The sequence below is a fragment of the Celerinatantimonas sediminis genome (assembly GCF_046054195.1).
Lineage (GTDB): Bacteria > Pseudomonadota > Gammaproteobacteria > Enterobacterales > Celerinatantimonadaceae > Celerinatantimonas.
Genome location: NZ_JBEQCS010000017.1, coordinates 77513 through 97503 on the forward strand (window position 1 = coordinate 77513; position 19991 = coordinate 97503).

At 45.4% G+C, this 19991-nt stretch carries 19 protein-coding genes; 10 read left to right on the forward strand and 9 right to left on the reverse strand.

Going from position 1 to position 19991, the window contains the following annotated elements:
• Positions 1 to 2 precede the first annotated feature (2 nt).
• Entirely contained in the window at positions 3 to 623 is a 621-nt protein-coding gene (locus ABTQ23_RS16890) for a non-oxidative hydroxyarylic acid decarboxylases subunit B (protein WP_498038937.1), read from the reverse strand.
• 310 nt (positions 624 to 933) lie between these two features.
• On the opposite strand from ABTQ23_RS16890, the gene ABTQ23_RS16895 reads away from it, so the two are divergent.
• The 5 genes from ABTQ23_RS16895 (at position 934) to ABTQ23_RS16915 (ending at position 4377) form a co-directional block, all read left to right on the forward strand.
• Positions 934 to 1347 carry a MarR family winged helix-turn-helix transcriptional regulator gene (locus ABTQ23_RS16895; RefSeq protein WP_408616926.1) on the forward strand — a complete coding sequence of 138 codons (414 nt, stop codon included), beginning with the start codon at positions 934 to 936 and terminating at the stop codon, positions 1345 to 1347.
• Between the two features lie 25 nt (positions 1348 to 1372).
• A complete protein-coding gene (idi, locus tag ABTQ23_RS16900) occupies positions 1373 to 1906 on the forward strand; it encodes an isopentenyl-diphosphate Delta-isomerase (protein WP_408616927.1) in 534 nt (177 codons plus the stop codon).
• Between the two features lie 163 nt (positions 1907 to 2069).
• A complete protein-coding gene (locus ABTQ23_RS16905) occupies positions 2070 to 2858 on the forward strand; it encodes an ABC transporter substrate-binding protein (protein ID WP_408616928.1) in 789 nt (262 codons plus the stop codon).
• Positions 2859 to 2977: 119 nt separating this feature from the next.
• Entirely contained in the window at positions 2978 to 3664 is a 687-nt protein-coding gene (locus tag ABTQ23_RS16910) for an ABC transporter permease (RefSeq protein WP_408616929.1), read from the forward strand.
• On the forward strand, positions 3661 to 4377 hold the full coding sequence (locus tag ABTQ23_RS16915; RefSeq protein WP_408616930.1) for an ABC transporter permease: 717 nt from the start codon (positions 3661 to 3663) through the stop codon (positions 4375 to 4377). Before ABTQ23_RS16910 ends, ABTQ23_RS16915 begins: the two co-directional genes overlap by 4 nt.
• Before the next feature lie 32 nt (positions 4378 to 4409).
• On the opposite strand, the gene ABTQ23_RS16920 is transcribed toward ABTQ23_RS16915, so the two are convergent.
• The gene (locus tag ABTQ23_RS16920; RefSeq protein WP_408616931.1) at positions 4410 to 5636 is read right to left on the reverse strand and encodes an MFS transporter; all 1227 of its coding nucleotides are present in this window, start codon (positions 5634 to 5636) and stop codon (positions 4410 to 4412) included.
• Positions 5637 to 5894: 258 nt separating this feature from the next.
• Here ABTQ23_RS16920 and ABTQ23_RS16925 point away from each other — a divergent pair, with 258 nt between their 5' ends.
• The 3 genes from ABTQ23_RS16925 (at position 5895) to dkgB (ending at position 9231) form a co-directional block, all read left to right on the forward strand.
• Positions 5895 to 7382, forward strand: coding sequence for a UbiD family decarboxylase (locus ABTQ23_RS16925; protein ID WP_408616932.1), 1488 nt, complete (start codon positions 5895 to 5897; stop codon positions 7380 to 7382).
• A gap of 64 nt (positions 7383 to 7446) precedes the next feature.
• Positions 7447 to 8322 carry a LysR family transcriptional regulator gene (locus ABTQ23_RS16930; protein ID WP_408616933.1) on the forward strand — a complete coding sequence of 292 codons (876 nt, stop codon included), beginning with the start codon at positions 7447 to 7449 and terminating at the stop codon, positions 8320 to 8322.
• Between the two features lie 102 nt (positions 8323 to 8424).
• Positions 8425 to 9231 (forward strand): 2,5-didehydrogluconate reductase DkgB, encoded by an 807-nt coding sequence (gene dkgB / locus ABTQ23_RS16935; RefSeq protein ID WP_408616934.1) that lies wholly within the window; start codon positions 8425 to 8427, stop codon positions 9229 to 9231.
• Between the two features lie 43 nt (positions 9232 to 9274).
• On the opposite strand, the gene ABTQ23_RS16940 is transcribed toward dkgB, so the two are convergent.
• The 7 genes from ABTQ23_RS16940 to nadB form a co-directional block, all read right to left on the reverse strand.
• Positions 9275 to 9796 (reverse strand): hypothetical protein, encoded by a 522-nt coding sequence (locus tag ABTQ23_RS16940; RefSeq protein WP_408616935.1) that lies wholly within the window; start codon positions 9794 to 9796, stop codon positions 9275 to 9277.
• A 95-nt stretch (positions 9797 to 9891) separates the two neighbouring features.
• Entirely contained in the window at positions 9892 to 13341 is a 3450-nt protein-coding gene (locus ABTQ23_RS16945; protein ID WP_408616936.1) for an acyl-[ACP]--phospholipid O-acyltransferase, read from the reverse strand.
• Positions 13338 to 13952, reverse strand: coding sequence for a TetR/AcrR family transcriptional regulator (locus tag ABTQ23_RS16950; protein WP_408616937.1), 615 nt, complete (start codon positions 13950 to 13952; stop codon positions 13338 to 13340). Before ABTQ23_RS16950 ends, ABTQ23_RS16945 begins: the two co-directional genes overlap by 4 nt.
• A 187-nt stretch (positions 13953 to 14139) precedes the next feature.
• Positions 14140 to 14427 carry a YciI family protein gene (locus ABTQ23_RS16955; protein WP_408616938.1) on the reverse strand — a complete coding sequence of 96 codons (288 nt, stop codon included), beginning with the start codon at positions 14425 to 14427 and terminating at the stop codon, positions 14140 to 14142.
• Between the two features lie 81 nt (positions 14428 to 14508).
• Positions 14509 to 15609: a quinolinate synthase NadA gene (gene nadA / locus ABTQ23_RS16960; RefSeq protein WP_408616939.1), complete on the reverse strand. Its 1101-nt coding sequence runs from the start codon at positions 15607 to 15609 to the stop codon at positions 14509 to 14511.
• 17 nt (positions 15610 to 15626) lie between these two features.
• On the reverse strand, positions 15627 to 16451 hold the full coding sequence (gene nadC, locus ABTQ23_RS16965) for a carboxylating nicotinate-nucleotide diphosphorylase (protein ID WP_408616940.1): 825 nt from the start codon (positions 16449 to 16451) through the stop codon (positions 15627 to 15629).
• Positions 16421 to 18004, reverse strand: coding sequence for an L-aspartate oxidase (gene nadB / locus ABTQ23_RS16970; RefSeq protein ID WP_408616941.1), 1584 nt, complete (start codon positions 18002 to 18004; stop codon positions 16421 to 16423). The genes nadC and nadB overlap by 31 nt, the downstream gene beginning before the upstream one ends.
• A gap of 90 nt (positions 18005 to 18094) precedes the next feature.
• Between nadB and ABTQ23_RS16975 the strand changes: the two genes are divergently transcribed.
• Together ABTQ23_RS16975 and ABTQ23_RS16980 are read left to right on the forward strand one after the other, a co-directional pair.
• Positions 18095 to 19222 (forward strand): IscS subfamily cysteine desulfurase, encoded by a 1128-nt coding sequence (locus tag ABTQ23_RS16975; protein ID WP_408616942.1) that lies wholly within the window; start codon positions 18095 to 18097, stop codon positions 19220 to 19222.
• 15 nt (positions 19223 to 19237) lie between these two features.
• Complete coding sequence (locus ABTQ23_RS16980) at positions 19238 to 19777, forward strand: transcription repressor NadR (protein WP_408616943.1); 540 nt, start codon at positions 19238 to 19240, stop codon at positions 19775 to 19777.
• Positions 19778 to 19991: the final 214 nt, after the last annotated feature.

Genomic DNA, 19991 nt, shown 5'->3' on the forward strand with positions numbered 1-19991 from the left:
CCTTATTTTTGATTAGCAACAGAGGAACGATTGAGTCCTTGCCAGCGTTTAGCCTCTGGCAAAGCAATCTTGAATTGATCGAGTACCCGCGCCACGATATGAGTTGTCACATCATCAATGGTTTGCGGATGGTTGTAATAAGCGGGCATTGGCGGGACGATTGCCGCACCCATTTTGGAAAGTGCCAACATATTGTCTAAATGAATGGCTGACAGCGGCGTTTCTCTTGGTACTAACACAAGTTTGCGCTGCTCTTTTAAAATCACATCAGCCGCACGGCCTATCAGCCCTTCGGCATAACCTAAGCGGATCCCTGCCAGAGTCTTCATGCTGCAAGGGATAATGATCATGCCATCGGTGAGAAAAGAGCCCGATGAGATGGCCGCACCCTGATCTTCACTGCGATAAACCACATCAGCTAGTTCGCGAATTTGGCTGGCTCGATAGTCGGTCTCAAGCTCTAAAGTTGCTTTAGCCCATTTGGACATCACTAAATGCGTTTCAACATCGGGTGTTTGATGCAAAGCTTCAAGCAATTTTATCGCCAGTGGAGCGCCTGTAGCTCCGGTCATACCAATAATAAGTTTCATAATGCGCTCCTTATATTGTTCGTGTACGAACAATATAATTGTACCAAAGTTGTGGTTAAAGCCACGCTCAAGATATCAATTCCAAATAAAGCTCTTCACAAGAGGACTTCAGCATTGAAGATGATCGTTTGTTATATTGTTCGCATAAGAACGATTTGTGTAGTATTATGACCCTAGCTGAGGTAAAAATCAATGCCCAGATAAAAATCCTGATAATGAATAGGGATTTTAGCTGTTATGAATTGAATTTTATATGTATTTGATGTGCTTCTTGGCGAAAACGTCTATGTTGCATAGAGGCGTAGCTTAATTGGATAAAAGCAAATGAAAGATAGGAGGTCTTATGAGTAAACCTGTTAGCCAGGAGATATTCCACCTCATGCGTAAGGTGTTTCAACTGCACACCGCAACCTGGCAAAAAGAGATGCCGGATGTAACAAAGCCTCAGGCTGCTGTGCTCAGAACATTAATGGAGGCCCCAGGCATCGAACAGGTTGAACTGATGAGTGCAGCCGTAAGCTCTAAAGCCACTCTCGCTGAGATGTTAAGGCGTTTAGAGCAGCGCGAACTGGTGTATCGAAAACCTGACCCTGACGATAAACGCCGACGCTTTGTTTTTTTAACTGAGCAGGGCAAACAATTGGTAAACGAGTTGGAACCTAAATGGGAATACGTCGATCAGTTGTTTCTTCAACAGTTGTCGTTAGGCGATCAGGATCAGCTGTTGGCATTATTAACTAAACTTACTCAGCGATAGGAGTAGGGGATTGTCGGAGAAAAGTATGTATTCAGAGCAAGTCGTATTATTAAATGAACAGCACCAGAGTATCGGGCAGATGGCAAAAATAGATGTTCATCATCAGCAAACGCCACTGCATCTGGGATTTTCCTGCTACATTTTAAACAGTTCTGGTCAATTACTGATTACCCGACGCGCTTTAAATAAAAAGACTTGGGCCGGAGTGTGGACTAATTCTGTCTGTGGTCACCCTGCGCCAAATGAGTTGATTGGTGACGCTGTTATCCGTCGCAGTCGTGAAGAGTTGGGACTGAATATCTCGCAGCCTAAACTGTTAATCGATGACTATAGTTACTGGGCACGCGATGCCAGCGGTGTGGTCGAATATGAGTATTGCCCCATTTGGGTCGCCAGAGCCATTAGTCCACTGGCTTTAAATGATGATGAAGTGATTGATTATCAATGGGTTAATCCTGAATTTTTAGCAAAAGCAAGTGCGCTAACACCTGGTGTTTTTAGCCCGTGGATGGTTGAGCAAGTTGCTCTTTTGCAAGCTCGTAATTTGTGGATTGGCTAAAATTTACCTAAAAATAATTATATTTTTCTTTTGAATATTTATTCGCATAAACAGGAGTGGGTGCGATATAATAACCGCACTATAAAAACATTCGAGTTATCGATAAATTCAGCAGCTACCTCAGTGGTAATTGCATTTAGAGCATTTAAAAGGAAAGGGCACCATGAAAGTCACTCAGTTAGTTATTGCCGTTTTCGCGCTGATGAGCAGTGTTAGCGCACTGGCAGAACAGACCAGCATTCAGTTTGGGGTAGAACCACAATATCCACCCATGGAAAGTAAAACCGATGATGGTACGTTGGTCGGATTTGATATTGATTTAGGCAACGCTATTTGTAAGCAAGCGCAATTGAAATGCAGTTGGGTTGAAAGCTCATTTGATGCGTTAATTCCAGCGCTTAAAGCGAAGAAATTTGACGTCATTAACTCAGCTATGGATATCACGCCACAACGCGCTAAAGTGATTGCTTTTACTAACGCCATCTATCAGTTACCATCGCAATTGATTGCTCGTAATGATTCGGGTTTACAACCAACTGCAGCGTCATTGGCGGGTAAAACGATTGGGGTTTTACAAGGTTCTAGCCAAGAAAGTTACGCAATGAAACATTGGCAGAATCATGGTGTCAACGTTGTACCGTATAAAGATCAATCGCAAATTTATTTCGATATGGTCTCTTCTCGGTTAGATGGCACACTGGTGAATTCAACATCTGGTCAGGCAGGTTTTCTTGATAAACCGATGGGCAAAGGATATGGTTTCGCAGGCAAGCCCGTTTATGATGAAGCAATCTTTGGCCCAGGCATTGGGTTTGGTTTGCGCAAAGGTGATAAAGAGCTGTTAAGCCGAATCAATAAGGCCATTGCTCAAGTGAAAGCTCAAGGGCTTATCCATCAGCTATCGAAAAAATATTTCAAAAATGTTGATGTGAGTTTACCTGAGAAAAACTAACGTTTTTCTGGCAAAACGATTTAATCCATAGCCGCTTTTTAGCGGCTGTGGTTTTTTATTTTTTAAGAAGCTTGGTAAGCTATCGCGAGTCATTATTTTTTAGCTATTTGGAATAGTGCATGTTTTATAATTATGGTGATCAGATATGGCAAGGTACGCTGATCACAATTGAACTATCTGTTCTCTCGGTGATTGTTGCCGTCGTTCTGGGGCTAATTAGCGCCTGTGGTAAATTGTTCGGCAATCGCTTGTTTCGAGGGATCTCACAAGTTTATACATCCATTATTCGAGGTGTTCCTGATCTCGTCTTGATGTTGCTTATCTTTTATAGTTTACAGATTGGGTTGAACCAGATAACCGACTGGCTGGGATTTTCAACGTTACAAATCGACCCATTTACCGCAGGTGTATTAACCATCGGCTTTATTTATGGAGCCTATTTTACCGAAACTTTTCGTGGTGCTTTCTTAATGGTGCCCAATGGTCAGCTCGAAGCGGGAAGTGCTTATGGATTTAGCCGCTGGCAAATTTTCCGTCTGATCTTATTTCCGCAGATGATGCGTCATGCACTGCCGGGGATTGCTAATAACTGGCTGGTGACACTTAAAGCCACCGCGTTGGTTTCGCTGATTGGACTATCTGATTTGGTGAAAGTGACCCAAGATGCTGGTAAAGGGACTGATAATTTATTCTTCTTTACCGTTTTGGCTGGGGTTATCTACTTGCTGCTAACGACGCTCTCTAATGGCGTGTTGTGGTATCTGGAACGTCGTTATCAATTTGAACTGAAAAAACCATCATTATGATCGATCTGATTCAACAATATTGGCAGCAGTTGCTGTACACCAATGGATATCACTTTACCGGAGTTGCGGTCACGCTGTGGTTGCTGGTGATTTCGATAGCGTGTGGCTTTGTCATTTCAATCGGTTTATCGATTGCACGGGTGAGTGAGCGCAAATGGTTGCAGTTTCCCGTGTGGTTATTTACCTATGTCTTTCGTGGTACGCCGCTTTATGTGCAGTTGCTAATTATCTATTCTGGCTTGTATTCGTTAGATGCGATTCGCAGTCACGAATTTTTAAACTGGTTCTTTAGAAGTGGTTATCGCTGCACGATTTTAGCGCTGGTGTTAAATACCTGCGCGTACACAACTGAGATTTTTGCCGGAGCGATTCGCTCTATCCCTAAAGGGGAAATTGAAGCGGCCCATGCATATGGATTTTCTAGCTGGAAATTGTATTGCCACGTGATTATTCCATCGGCTTTGCGCAAAGCCATGCCCGCTTATAGTAACGAAGTGATCTTAATGCTGCATGCAACTTCATTGGCGTTTACGGCAACGGTTCCGGATATCTTAAAAATTGCCCGCGATATGAACTCGCAAACCTATATGACGTTTGATGCATTTGGGATTGCCGCGATTATCTACATGTGCATTTCATTCTCGCTGATTGGCTTGTTCCGTAAAGCCGAGCGGCGCTGGCTTAAACATTTAGCACCAGCGCAATCATCCTAATGAAAAAGCCAGTCTCAGACTGGCTTTGTCTTTTATGAAAGCTCTTTACCTTTAAACTCAGGGATGAGCAGCATCGTTGCTAAAATATCGATGATGTAAATGACTGCAAGTAGTGCCAGCGCAATTTGAAACGAGTACAAACTCGTTAGCGCGCCAATCACCAACGGCCCGAAACTACCGACTGCACGGCCAATATTAAACAGGACGTTTTGTGCAGTTGCTCGCGCTTGAGTTGGATAAGCCTCCGACATTAATGCGCCATAGCCGCCGAGCATGCCGTTAACGAACATTCCTAAAAATGCACCCGCAATCAACATGACCGTTGGTTGACTAATCAGTGCATAGATAATCACCATGACTACCGCACCTGCTTGAAACAAAATAAAGCTAGGTTTGCGACCAATTCGGTCGGCTAACTGACCAAATACCCAGATCCCGCTCATCATGCCGAGAATTGTGACTGACATCCACAGTGACGATTTAGTTAGATTAAAACCAAGTTGTTTGGATAAAAAGCTCGGCATCCAGATCATCATGCCGTAATAACCAAAGTTTTGAACACTGGTTAGAATGACAATGCCAAGGCTAATGCGGCGCGTTTTACGGTCTTTAATTAATAATGCAAAACGTTGAGCGGCTGATGTGCGGGTTTGTTTTTTTTCAAATAATTCAGGTTCATGGAGTTTACGGCGCATAAACCAAGCTAAAAATGCAGGAATAATCCCAACCATAAACATGCCTCGCCAGCCAATACTTGGCAAAAGTAACGGGGTGAGCACCGCTCCGAGCAGTACGCCAACTTGCCATCCTAATGCCACATAAGACGATGCGCGAGCCCGTTTGTGAGCTGGCCACGCTTCAGCAGCCAGAGCCATCCCGATGCCAAATTCACCGCCTAAACCAATCCCGGCAATGGTGCGATAAATGAGCAAATCCCAGTAGCCTTGAGCAAAAGCACAAAGGCCGGTAAAGACTGCAAATAGTACGATACTCCAAGTCAGCACTTTGACTCGGCCATAACGGTCACTTAATGCGCCGAAAATAATGCCACCGGCGACGGCGCCAACCAGTGTCCATGAGACTAATGAACCTGCTTGAGTGGTCGTTAATCCTAAGCCACTGGCGATGGCGTTTAGCATAAATCCGAGAATAAGTAGATCAAATCCATCCATCGCATAGCCCATCGCTGAGCCTGCTAGAGCCTTATATGGGTAGCCACGCGACTGGGCTAATGGGTCATTTAGGGTATCGCTAGACATAACTATTCCTTGCTATTAACGATTAAGAGATATCAAAAAGGGGGGATTATTGAGAAGAAATTGTAACGAATTTTTTTAGTTAAATCGCATTTAAATAAACTTTGTTCAAACTTCCTTGATTAGTTTATTACTAATTAATCCATTTGGTTTGTATTGATTGATAACCGATGCTTATCGATTTCTTTGTAAAAGCAATTAGCCGCGCAGTCTTTGGTTGCTGATAATGGTTTTATATTTCAGTAATCACAGGGTGAATGAATGACTGAACAAAATAAATCAATTGAAGTGAACGATATCCGCTCGGCTTTGGCTCTGTTAAGTGATGATCCAAAAGAGCTTATCAGTACCGATGAACCAGTTGATCCAATGGCTGAACTTTCTGGGGTGTATCGCTATGTCGGTGCCCATGGCACAGTTATGCGACCCACTCGAATCGGTCCGGCGATGGTCTTTAATCAGATTAAAGGCTATCAGGATATGCGCGTACTCATCGGGCTATTATCATCACGTCAACGTGTGGCAAAACTGCTGGGGACGACTTCCGAAAAATTGCCATTCTTGCTTAAAGACTCAGTTTCTAACCCGATTGCGCCGATCGTGGTTGATAGTGCCAACGCACCGTGCCAAGAAGTGGTGCACAAAGCGAGCGATCCTGATTTTGATATCTTAAAAATTCTGCCTGCACCGACGAATACCGAAGAAGATGCCGGTCCTTATTTTACTTTGGGAATGTGTTATGCCGCTGACCCGGAAACGGGTGAACATGACGTAACCATCCACCGTTTATGTATTCAGGGCAAAGATGAAATCTCCATGTATTTTGTTCCTGGTCGGCATTTAGATACCTTCCGTCAAAAAGCCGAAGCTGCGGGTAAGGCGCTGCCTATCTCAATTAGCATCGGTGTTGATCCAGCCATTGAAATTGGAGCTTGCTTTGAGCCACCAACAACGCCACTTGGGTTTGATGAGCTGAGTGTTGCAGGTAGTTTACGAGGTAAACCAGTTGAGTTGGTGCAATGTAAACACGTGGATGTGCAAGCGATTGCCCGCGCAGAAATTGTTATCGAAGGTGAGTTGGTTCCCGATGTTCGCGTACAAGAAGATCAGCACACTCATACCGGTAAAGCGATGCCTGAGTTTCCAGGTTACACCGGTGAAGCCAAAGCCGCTATTCCACTGATTAAAGTCAAAGCGATTACGCACCGTCGCCATCCAATTATGCAAACCTGTATTGGTCCAAGTGATGAGCACACCAATATGGCTGGCATTCCAACTGAAGCAAGTATTTTGCAAATGGTTGAACGAGCGCTGCCAGGTTTTGTGCAAAACGTTCACTGCCCATCGCCTGGGACAGGGAAATATTTGGCTGTGTTACAGGTGAAAAAACGCACCGAAGCCGATGAAGGACGCCAACGACAAGCTGCTCTGCTCGCATTTTCGGCCTTCTCTGAGCTTAAACATGTGATGTTGGTGGATGAAGATGTCGATATCTATGACATGAACGATGTCATGTGGGCAATGACGACTCGTTATCAAGGGGATGTAAGCACCGTGTTTATTCCTGGGGTGCGTTGTCATCCACTTGATCCATCTTCTGATCCGGCCTTCACTCCATCTAGCCGTCATCATGGGATTGCCTGTAAAGCGATTTTTGACTGCACTGTGCCATACGCACTTAAAGCGAACTTCCAAAGGAGTAAGTTTAAAGAGGTCGATGTAAAACGCTTTATCCCTGATTTTAAATAAACAAAGCGTGCAACAACGCTCAAAGATTGCGTATGATGGTCCTGCCTTGGGAGGGAAGGACCATATGAATTTTCGCCAACTTGAATCATTTGTTACTCTGGCCAGCGAATTGCACTTTGGCCGCGCAGCAGCGTTGTTGCATCTCTCTCAGCCTGCGCTGAGTCAGCAAATCCGCAAATTAGAGCGCGAACTGAACAAGCAGTTATTGGTCAGAAGCTCCCGTAAGGTTTCACTGACCAGCGAAGGGGCGCGTTTTTATCCACTGGCTCGTCAAGCGTTGGCGCACTATCAAAAAGCTGAAGCGCTGATAGCTCCTGAAGGTGATGAATTTTCTGCAGTACATGTTGGCTATGTCGGTTCGGCATTAATGTCCGAGACTTTGCTTGAGCAATTGCGTTTATTTGAGCAAAATCATCAAGGCGTCTTAAGGCTACAAGAGGCGAATGTTCAGACGCAGCTCTCCATGTTGGAAACCTCTGAACTTGATTGCGCCATCATTCGTGGCCCGATTCCTCTTTCTAGCCGTTTTTGTAAAATGGTCATTGCCAAACAACCGCTTATTTGTGCTTTGCCACAAGCATTGGCGCAAGGTTTATCGGAGCCTCTTAGTTTAAGTGATTTATCTGAGCTGCCGTTTATCTTAATTGAAGATCCACCCGGTACCGGGTTAACTGGCGCGATTATCGCTGCATGCGATAAAGCCGGATTTGTCCCGCGTTATCAACAATCTGTGGTTTCGGTGAATGCCGCTTTGGCAATGGTTGCAATTGGTTTAGGCGCTGCAATTATTCCCCAATGCATGGTTTCGCAAAACTTTGCTAAAGTTTGTTATTTTCAGCTTAAAGATGAGCTTGCGCCATCCGAATTACTGTTTTTATATCGGCGTAATAACCATCATCCAGGGCTCATTGAGCTGGCATCGCAATTAGATGTCCTTTAAATCAACCCATTTGCATTGTCCCCCTGTAACGTTTTATCCTGATCTAACGATGACGGGCCGATTTAAATCGCCCTAACCATTCACCAACCAATGGGAGTTGCTATGAATACGATTCCATCACTTGGAGCTGGTACTTTTCGCCTGAAAGGCAATGATGCCTATAATTCAGTCAAAATGGCGCTAGAAGTTGGATTCCGCCATATTGATACGGCGCAGGCTTATCGAAATGAAGAACAGGTTGGCCAAGCAATTGCTGACAGCCATGTTGAGCGGGATGATATCTTTTTGACCACCAAAGTGTGGATGGATAATTATCCTAAAGAGCGTTTTATCCCCAGTGTTAAAGAAAGTTTAGAAAAACTGCAGGTCAGCGAGGTTGATCTTTTGCTGGTGCATTGGCCGGACGAGTCGGGCAATGTTCCCATGCAGGAGTATTTAACTGAGCTTGCTCGAGTTCGAGAGCAGGGTTTAACGCGCAATATTGGGGTTTCTAATTTTACGACAGCGCAGATTGATCAAGCGCTGAGTATTGTCGGCGCGGGCAATATTCTGACCAATCAGATTGAAGTGCATCCATACTTGCAAAATCGTAAGTTGGTTGAGCATTGCCGCCAAAACGATATTCGCATCACCGGTTATATGCCGTTGGCAGTGGGGAAAGTCAATGATGACCCCTTGCTGCAAGAAATAGCCCAAGCGCATCACACTAGCGCTGCATCAGTTGCCATTGCATGGCAATTGCAACAAGGTTTAATCACTATTCCTTCCTCAACCAAACCGGAACATTTAGCTTCTAACCTTGAAGCTCGGCTAGTAAAACTTAGTGGTCAGGAAATGCAACGCATTGGCACTCTTGAGCGAGCAGAACGCTTAGCCAATCCTGATTTTGCCCCGCAATGGGATGAATAAGAATAAGTGTTAAAACTCCACCTGATTTTAGGTGGAGTTTTCATCAGCCAAGGCACAATAGCTGGCTAAATTTAAGATGGTGCATCATCTCTCTTAAAATCAATAAGCGCGCATAAAATATCGCCGAAACATCGGTTTCACCATCACGCTCGCGTGCCGGGCGGCCAGTAATAATTTCAGCATACTGACTAAACAGCGATTCTAATTGAGTACGTGGCAGTTGCATGGGCTCTGTCGTTACCCCGCTTAATTTTGCTAAATGGATGATAGCTTTATCTTGGCAAACAAATAAACCGCTGGGCACCTGATGAGTGACTTTAGCAATTTCATCTTCAATGGTGTTGATTGCGTATTCTAGTTCATCGGCAGTGGGAGGCTCATGGTGAAAATACTGCTTTGCGATATTTTCATAGCCAATCTCAAGGGTGATATTTGGCGCAGATTTAGCAAACGCCTGACTCATCAGTACGGTTTGCTGCGGTTGAATACTAAAAGCAATGATGGGTTCATCGTTTTTGGCAAAGCCGTGAGCTTTATCTAAAAGATGCATGAGTTCATCTGTCATTGGCATAATCATCCCTTATTGACCTAAGAGCAACATTGTAAGCGCAAAGGTGTGCTAGGCAAGCGCTACATGAGCGTTTCATGTAGCGCATTAGCTTAGCGATTGGCTAACGCCAGCTGTTTAGCGGCTTTAAAGTCTACTTTACCACTACCTAAAATCGGCAGTTCATCCACTTGAATAATTTCTGATGGAACCATTAACGCTGGCATTTTATGCTCAATCAGTTGGGCGCGAAATTGTTCTGGAGTCATCTCACTAGTGGTCAGTAAAACGACTTTCTCGCCTTTTTTCTCATCGGGCAGATTCACTGCAATAATGCCAAGGTAAGGCTCATTCATAATGGTTTTTACCTGTTGCTCGATAGCGCCAAGGCTAACCATTTCACCGGCAAGTTTGGCAAAGCGTGAGTAACGATCGACAATGTGCAGATAACCATCTTCATCTAAGTGACCTTTATCGCCGGTTTTATACCAGCGCAGCCCATCTAATTCGACAATTACTTCAGCGGTTTTCTCAGGGTTATTCAGATAGCCTTTCATAATTTGGGCCCCGCCAATTAAGATAAGTCCATCTTCACCAGTTGAAAGTGGCTCAAGTGTATTTGGCTCAACAATCCTAAATGTTGTACCCGGTAGCGCCATTCCAACACTTCCTTGGCGAGCCGCTTCTTGAACTTGCGCCGTCTCTGGGTCGATATAGCCGGGCAGATTGACACTGGCAACTGGGGTTGTTTCAGTGGTTCCGTAGCCTTCCAAAACTGTTTTTCCAAAGCGCTGAGCAAACTCATTACGAACCTGTGGGTCGAGTTTTTCGGCGCCACTGACCACCGCTCGTAAGCTTTGTAACATCAGCGGATGAATTCGCCGATTGCGAATATATAAGCGCAAGAAGGTAGAGGTCGCGCACATAATAGTCGCCTGATATTTCGTGATGGCTTTGGCAATATTAAGGCCATCGGTTGGGTCGGGATGACACACCGCAGGAATGCCTTCAATCATCGGCATTAGGCCTGTGACGGTTAAACCAAACGCATGAAATAGCGGCAGTGTGGCCATCACTCGATCTTGGCTTTGTACATTTAAGACATCTGAGACTTGGCGCATATTGGCCATGATATTGCGATGGCTTAACATCACCCCTTTGGGGGCGCCTTCACTACCTGATGAAAACAAAATTGCGGCGCTATCATCTAAACTAACCGGCGGACACCAGAGCAATTTTAGCGCGCTGGTTGGCAGAATTTTGGCCATCAGGGCTGTCATGAAGGCGCTTGATTTGCGCACGTTTTTAGCAAAATCTTCGAGATATAAAACTTCTTTATCGGCTAGCAATTGCTCGCAATCCACCCCACGTTTTTGTAATTTTTTGATAAACATTCGAGAGGTGACAACACTTTGTATTTGCGCTTGTTCCAGAGCGTTCATTTGCGCTGATTTAGCACTCGTGTAGTTAATGTTAACGATTGTTTTACCCGCCATTAAGCCTGCCATATTCGCAACGAGCCCAGGGACTGAGGTCGGCACTAACAGTGCTAAATTTTGCCCTGGTAATCGTTTAATTTGTCTGTGCATCAAGGCGCTCATTGTTAACAAGCGTTGATGGGATTGTGGCTCGCCTTTGCTATCGACCAACGCCCAGTCGGTTGGTTTGGCTTTTGCTGTTTGAATCCACGATTGAGCGATAGGCTCTAATGTATCGGCGTACTCATTCCAAGTTGATACAGATAAGTCAAAAACATGTTGCTTGAGCTCATCGGCTTTGGTTTGTATGGACAAAGGCTGACCGAAAGCGATGACTACATCGCGCTTTAATCCTTGTGAGCGAAGTTTGGTTAGCTTTTCTGATGAGCGTGAAAAAGTACTGCCCCAAAGTCCACGCAGGTAGAAAGGGATAATGACGCCCGATGCGTTTTCACAAGCTTTTTCATAGCCGCGCTTAAATTCGCCTAGCTGACCGAGGTGGCTAATCGCCCCTTCGGGAAATAGACAAACAACTTCGCCCTGATTTAAAAGCTCGCTTATCTGAGTCATCGCGTCGCGACTTTGCGTTCCAGAAATAGGAATGACTTTGTATAAATCGAAGAACCATTTGCAGTACCAACGCTGGTAGATACTACGGTCCATGACAAAGTGAATATGACGAGGGCAAGCCATCTGGATCATCGCCCAATCGAGCCAACTGATGTGATTTCCCAGCAGCAATATGCCCTGTTGATCTTGCTGTAAGTTTTTAAGTCCTAAAACTTTGAGTCGATATTTTCTTCCAAGCAACGCGCTAACCAATGTTTTTAATAGCGCCTCTGGCAGGACAATGATGGCGACCACAGTGGCAACAACTGCCAGAACGGCCAATGCCCAGAGCAGGTAACTCATGTTGAATTCAAACAGTGAAAAAAGCACGGTTAAGGCTAAAAATGCCAGCATGCCGATATTTTGGATAAAATTATTGCCCGCCAGTACTGAGCCAAGTTGGCTCTCTTTGGCGTTAAATTGCACCAGTGCATTTAGCGGCACACAAAATAGGGCCCCACACATGCCGATGATAAAAAATTCCCCACCGAGCATAGTCAGTGATTGCGTTTGTACCAATGCCACTAATCCAAGCGCCACGCCTGCAATGCCAACTGGGATCAGGGCCAAATTAATCTGCTCGCGTGAGACTTTGTTTGCAAGCATTGAACCGACGATGATACCAATGCCAGAAAGGGCCATAATGCCTTGTAAAACAAAGGTATTATCAATGCCCAGATACGCTTTGCCATAGGCTGGAAAGACTGCCAGCATCACCTGTGATAAAGCCCAAAATAATGTCAGACCAAGCACGGACTGCCAAATGGCTTTGTTACTCGCAAGCAGGCGTAAATTGGCTCGAAGAGTCTGGCCTTTGGCATATTTTTGCCAGTTAAATGGCTGGGGGCGAACGTGGGTTTGCGTGTCTTTAAGGGTTAAAGAGGTTAGAAACTCAAAGCTTGCCAGAGCCACTAACGCCCACCCCAGTGGCGCAACATAATGTAAAACATCGGTAGGCGTATAACTTGCGGCAGCTGGGAGTAGGGATTCAAACAACGCTGAAAACATCACTATCGAGCCTAAAATGGCAACCATTGTTACCGCTTGAATCCAACCATTGCCCTCGCTTAGCCGCTCAACGCCAATTAGATCGCGGATATAACCGTATTTAGCGGGTGAGTAGATGGCGCTTTGCAAAGCCAATAAAAAAGTCAGGATAAATGCGCCGATAAAATGACCTTGGTAATAACACCAAGTGATAAGCACCGTGATGAGCACACAGGCGGCTGAACTTAGCTGCATGACGCGCTGCTTTTTAAAGCGATCACTAATAAAGCCCGCAGGGGTAAATAGTAAAATAAACGGCAACAAAATCAGTGCATTGACAATTGCAGTGAGCTCAATTTGAACGCTGCCATCAAAGCTTTTAAATAACGTATTTTGAATGATAATTTTATGGCCCAGATCGACAAAGGCGTTGAGAAAAGCCACCACAATATAGGCGGCAAATCCCTTCGAGCGAATTAAGCTTTTCATGCGAATGTCTCCTGCTGCCAGCTTGAGAGATAACGGGTTAGTAGGTCGTTGACCAATGGTTCACGGCCAATGCCAGTTAAAAACAGTTTCCCTTGTGAATTTAGCGCGGCAATCCCATGCATGGCACACCACAAGGAACGTGTCGCAAGTGTGAGGGATGCATCACTGGCACTTGGGTTTAGCGCGCGCAGCGGCTGGCTGACGTACAAAAAGAGTTTTTCGATGGCTTCATCAAGCCATTGTGGAGAGCTCACCTCATCGCTGGTGTGATGTTCAAACATCAATGCCCAGCGGTTTGGCCAACGAGAGGCAAAATCAAGATAACTGTAGGCGATGATTTGCAATGTTTTACACGGATCTTGCGCTTTTTCAGAGCCAATATTAGCGCTTAATTGTTCGTCCAGTTTTGCCATGCTGCGGGCATTGATGTGCCAGCACAAGTCATCCAAGTTATTAAAAATCAGATAGAGTGTCCCAACTGAATAACCAATTTGATTGGCGATTTTTCGCGTGGATAGTGCGCTGAGTCCTTGTTCGTCAATCAGCTGTTCACCAGCAATCAGCGCCAGTTCTTTGAGTTGTTCACGACTGTGGTCGTTGCGTCGAGCCATTATTCTCTCCTGAAGTAAAACTAAGCAGTGTTCAATTGAAGGTTATGAACACTGTTCAATTAGTGTTTGAAAAGAGTTTAATGAACACTGTTCAGAATGTAAAGTCGGTTATGATAAAATCATAAATAATAATGTTGATTAGGACTAAATAAGCCATTTTTCAATAGCTTGAGGAATAAAGAATATTTTATTTTCCAAGAGCAGCTAGCTCAGAGATGAATTTTGACGCTGCAAATTCAATGATTTCATAATCAGCTAGCTGGTGGCTGGCAAATGGGTCCTCAGCCAGAATGCTCTCAAGAGCTGCTTTACTCTCGCATCTGGCCATAATAATGCCGCCCGTTCGCGGCACTTTGCGTCCTGATGCGATAAAGACACCACTTTGATAATATTTATCTAAAAATTCGATGTGGGCCTTGAGCTGTTTTTCAATCTCGCTAACTTCACATTTATAGGTCAGTGAAACAATGAACATGGTTTTTCCCAAGTAAGTGAGTTTGACCTATTTTTAGCATGCTTATGTTTATTTAGATACGATTGATTAACGCAGCGTGTTTTAAATCGTTAACATCCGCTCCAGAGCTTTTATCGCATCAGTAGTGGTTGGCTCATCGACTTTAATCACGCCAATTGGCGCTTTGTTGACTAAGCTTTCCAGCGCAAATAGCAGGTGTGGCAGGTCGATTCGATTCATCGTTAAACATGGACACATATTTGGGTTCAGCGAACAGATTTGTTTGTCTGGATGCTGGCTAATCAGGCGATTTACCAGATTCATCTCAGTCCCTACCGCCCATTGACTATTTGGTTCTGCTTCATTTAGCACATCAATAATGTATTTTGTGGAACCTGCAAAATCAGCGGCGGTCACGACCTCGTGGCTGCACTCTGGATGAACGATAATCTTGGTCTTTGGACTACTTTGGCGAATTTGCTGAATATTTTGTACGGTGAACTTCTCATGGACGGAGCAGTGCCCCTGCCAGAGAATAATTTTTAGTTTCGATACATCAGGTGAGCCAAGCAGTTGGTTGTGTTCGGGGCTAAAAATCGCCATTTCATCCAGTGCAACGCCTAAATCAAAGGCGCTATTGCGGCCCAGATGTTGATCGGGCAGAAACAACACGCGCTGTTGTTGTTCAAGTGCCCAGCTTAAAATCCGTTTGGCATTTGATGAGGTTACGGTCGCTCCGCCATGGCGACCAACAAAGGCCTTAATCTCAGCGGTAGAGTTGACGTAGGTCAGGGGCAAAATGGTTTGTCCAAGTTGTGACTCAAGGCTCTGCCAAGCGTTTTCTAATTGCGTTAAGTTTGCCATATCCGCCATGGTACAACCTGCTCGCATATCAGGCAGTATCACACTCTGATTGGCTTTGGTGAGCATATCAGCGGTTTCAGCCATAAAGTGCACGCCACAAAAGACGATGTAATCTGCTTGAGTATTTTTGGCTGCAATTTGCGCCAGTTGCAAGGAGTCGCCAATCGCATCGGCAAACTGGATTACTTCATCTTTTTGGTAATGGTGCGCGGGCAAAAAGAGTTTATCGCCAAATGATTCTTTAATCTGCCAGACTCGCTCTACCATTTGCGTTTGACTGAGCGCTTTGTAGCCTTGTGGCATTATTTCTGGGTTTTCAATAAGATCTAAAATAGCCATGAAAAATTCCTTACAACCTATATATCTAAGCTGATATCCAGCGCTTTAACTGAGTGGGTTAAATAACCCAGCGAGATCATATCCACGCCGCTGTGGCGAAATTCAGCTAAGTTTTCCAGAGTAATTCCACCCGATGCTTCGGTGATGATGTTTGCCGGGGTGAGAGCGCGAAATTCTCTGACAGTCTCGGGCGAGCAGTTGTCGAACATTATGACATCTGCTTTGGCTGCAATGGCCTCTTCAAGCTGTTGGCGGGTTTCAATTTCCACTTCAATTTTCACCATGTGCCCAACTGCTTTGCGAACTCGCGCCATCGCATTGGCAATTGAGCCACAAGCTGCGATGTGATTGTCTTTAATCATGACGCCATCATCTAAACCAAAGCGGTGATTACTACCGCCGCCAGATTTCACCGCATATTTGTCTAACATTCGAAGCCCTGGGGTGGTTTTGCGTGTATCACAGATGCGAATGTTCGGATCATCAAGGACTTGGACCGCATGCGCGGTAGCCGTAGCAATCCCTGACATATGTTGGATTAAATTGAGGATCACCCGCTCTCCGGTTAATATTTCGCGCACGGGCCCTTCAATTTTGGCAATGACATCGCCTTTTTTGAGCGGCTCGCCATCGTTAACCAATGTTGTGACATTAATCTGCTCGCTCAGAAGCTGATAGCCTTGTGTAATCAAACTGCTTGCGCAAAAAATGCCCGGCTGTTTGGCGATAATGGTGCCGGTGGCATGCTCATTGGCAAAGATAGCTTCAGCAGAAAGATCGCCAAAGCCAATATCTTCCTGAAAAAACTGACTTAACAGTGTGCGAAGTTGGAAGTCGTGCATGAGTTTATGATCCTTGGATTTTCGATAATACTGACGCGTCCAAGCTGGTGGACGATTTGTTTGCCCTGCCACTTGCTATCGCAACGTTTCGGACTGTCTTTTCGATAATGGCTGCCGCGACTTTCGTCACGAAGCAGCGCTGATTGAGTAATGAGTTTGGCAAGAGCCCAAGCATTGGCTATTTCTATCTGCTTGCTGCAAGCATTTCGGTAGTGAGTGATTTGGCAATCGACATGCGCTAACTTGTCTCTAAGGGCGGTGAGTCCCTCGCTGCTGCGCTCAATTGCCAATGCTTCGTTAAGCCAGTTTTGTAGTGTTGGTAAACTGAGCGTGGGCACTTCAATGGTAAGTGAAGGCGATGACTGCACGCTCGGCATCTGTGTTATTTGGGCATGGCTAAGTGCCATTGCCACGCGTTTGCCCGTGACTAATCCTTCTAATAACGAATTGCTAGCGAGTCGATTGGCGCCGTGCAACCCGGTGCAGGCGACTTCGCCAATGGCATAAAGACCGGGAAGCGAGCTTTGGGAATTTTCATCGACTTTGATGCCGCCCATTAGGAAATGCATTCCAGGCGAAACTGGAATTTTGCCGGTATCTAAATCAATTTGGGCCGTATCGCATAATTTACTAATGGTCGGGAAGTGATCCCGAAAATGTTGAACCGGGCGAATATTTAGATAGATTTGGTGGCCACTTTGCGCTTCTCGCTGCAAAACCCTTGCAACCACATCACGAGGCGCCAGATCAGCCATTGGATGAATGCCAGCCATGACTGCGCGGCCATGCTCATCTTCTAAAGTAGCTCCCTGACCTCGAACGGCTTCAGAGACTAACCCGAATACGTGCTGCTGGTTTATCAGCAAGGTGGGATGAAACTGGGTAAATTCGAGATCAACCAGCGCTGCGCCTGCACGATAGGCCATCATCAAGCCATCGCCGGTGAGTGTCTTATTATTGGTTGTCACCGGATAAAGCTGTCCGCAGCCGCCAGTTGAAAGCACCACGGCATCGGCTTTAAGTGTGATCAGTTGTCCATCACTTTGTTTATAAATAGCCCCGATACAACGCTTGTTATCGGCGCTTTTAACCAGTTCCAGTACTTGTGCTGATTGAATTAGCTGAACATTTTTAGGCAACTGTTTGAGCAAATATTGCACTAAAATCCGGCCGGTTTGATCGCCGCCCGCATGAAAGATCCGGTTTTGCGAATGAGCACCTTCTTTACCCAGTCTTGGTTGCATCGAAGGGGTTTTATCAAAAGGACAGCCACGCTTTAAAAGCTCGAGCACGATGGCTTTGCCCTCACGGATAATCGCCTCTGATGCTACTTGGTCGTTATGTCCGGCGCCAGCCTCAAGCGTATCGTGTAAATGTTGCTCAATAGAATCATCCGGCAAATAGGAAGTGGCGATTCCACCCTGAGCAAGCATGGAGTTACTATCATCGGTGGTTGTCTTAGTCAGAATAATGATTTCACAATCATCAGATGCATGTGCGGCCAGTGACAAGGCGGCAATCCCGGAACCAATAACAATGATACGAGTTGACATAATTCTATGTGTTTACATGTGTCTTGACACATAGAATGTCATAGCCCTAGGATAATCTCAACGAGATTTATTTAACTATGAGTTATCGCTTTGATTTACTTAGATTATGCGGCGTCAACGCCCGTTAGTGAGGAAGCTCTTGAGGCTTTTTCGCAGTTAAGCCGTCACTATTTTGCCAATGCCAGCAGTTTACATGATCTTGGCACTCAGACGGATGCCGTCGTGAGTTATGCCAAACGCTATTTGGCTCAATTGCTTGATACTACCAGTGACGAGGTGTTTTTTACCGATAGTGGCTCGCACTCCAATATCTATGCGTTGCTCTCGCTAGCTAAAGCGCTGCCAAAGAATAAAAACCATATTCTTATGAGTCAGATGGAACACTCGTCAGTATTTAGTGCCGCCCAGATGCTTCGTGAGCAGGGTTTTTGGGTTGAAAGTATTGCGCCGAATGCCAGTGGCGAGATTGATGAGCAGTGTCTGAGCAATGCGCTGCGTGAAGAAACGGGGTTGGTCAGTATTCAACATGTTAATTCAGAAACCGGCATCATTCAGCCATTGGCGCGGCTTTGCCCAATCTTAAAACGCTCTGGTATCACAGTGCATTGCGATGCAGTGCAGAGCTTTTCCAAGCTTGATGTTTCACATACTAAGTTAGGTGCCGATGCGATTACTTTGGCAGGGCACAAAGTATATGCTCCCAAAGGGGTTGGAGTCGTCTCTTTTTCTAAAAATGTGCCTTGGCAGAGCGTTTACTCGGGTAATCATCAGCAGCATGGCTTTTATCCGGGGACTCTTAATGCGCCACTGATTGGCGCATTTGTAGCATCGTGTGAGCAACTATGGCCCAAGCGCGAGAAAATTAACGCGCATCTTCAAAATTTGCGAGCGCAGCTTGTCACGCAGATCCGCTCGCGCGAGTTACCCATAGAGCTCTTTGATGACAAGCGCGGGGCAATCTTGCCGGGAATTTTTGGGGCTTTTTATCAAGGTCTGCAAGGGCAATATGTTATGCTAGAGAGCAATCGTCATGGCGTTTGTATTGCCACTGGAAGTGCGTGTCGGGTCGGTCTTGATGAGATTTCCCCAACGCTTAAAGCTTTGGGATATAGCGCAGAAAAAGCCGCTCAGTTTTTTCGAGCATCCTTTGGTAAGGATACGCAGCTTTCAGAGATAACGGCGTTTGTAGATGTACTTGAGCAATTACGGCCAACATAATTAAGATAGGATTTTATGGGACAAAAACTAATTGGCGAACAGCGACGGACTCGAATTTTAGAGCTTTTAAAAAATGGTTCAGCCCCACTTACGGGCAGTGAGTTGGCGCAAATGGCGTCGGTTTCCCGGCAAGTCATCGTGCAGGATATTGCGCTGTTAAAGGCGCGCAATGAGCCGATTATTCCAACGAGCCAAGGGTATATCTATCACAGCTTAAATGCTGCCGCACCGGTGATGGTTGAGCAGATTGTGGCCTGCCAGCACGATGGCGAACAAACTCAAGATGAGCTATTACTGATGGTCGATTATGGCCTGAGCGTTAAAAATGTCATTGTTGAGCACGCGTTATATGGCGAAATTACAGCGCAATTGCATATTCGGACCCGTAAAGATGTTGAAGCATTTATGCAAAAAATGCGCAGCTCTGGAGCATCTTACCTCTTTGAATTAACCGGCGGCGTGCATTTGCATACACTGAGCGCGCCATCACAACAGATGATAGATGATGCCTTGGTGGCACTTCGCGAAGCTGGCTTTTTGGTGAGCGAAGCATAATTTCTGCTGCTGCTTTTTATCGGTGTCTGGTTTGGCCAGGCACTTGACCCACCGCGTGATTTGATACTAAAGTGAGTCTCACAATAGAACGCTTGGCAAGTAGGCCCTTAGCTTATGAGCAGTAGCGATATCAGAGCCAGAGCGTTTCATGAATCCTCTTGTTTGAAACTTGCACTTATAATCTTTTCAGTGTTTGGAAACTGTCGCTAATTCA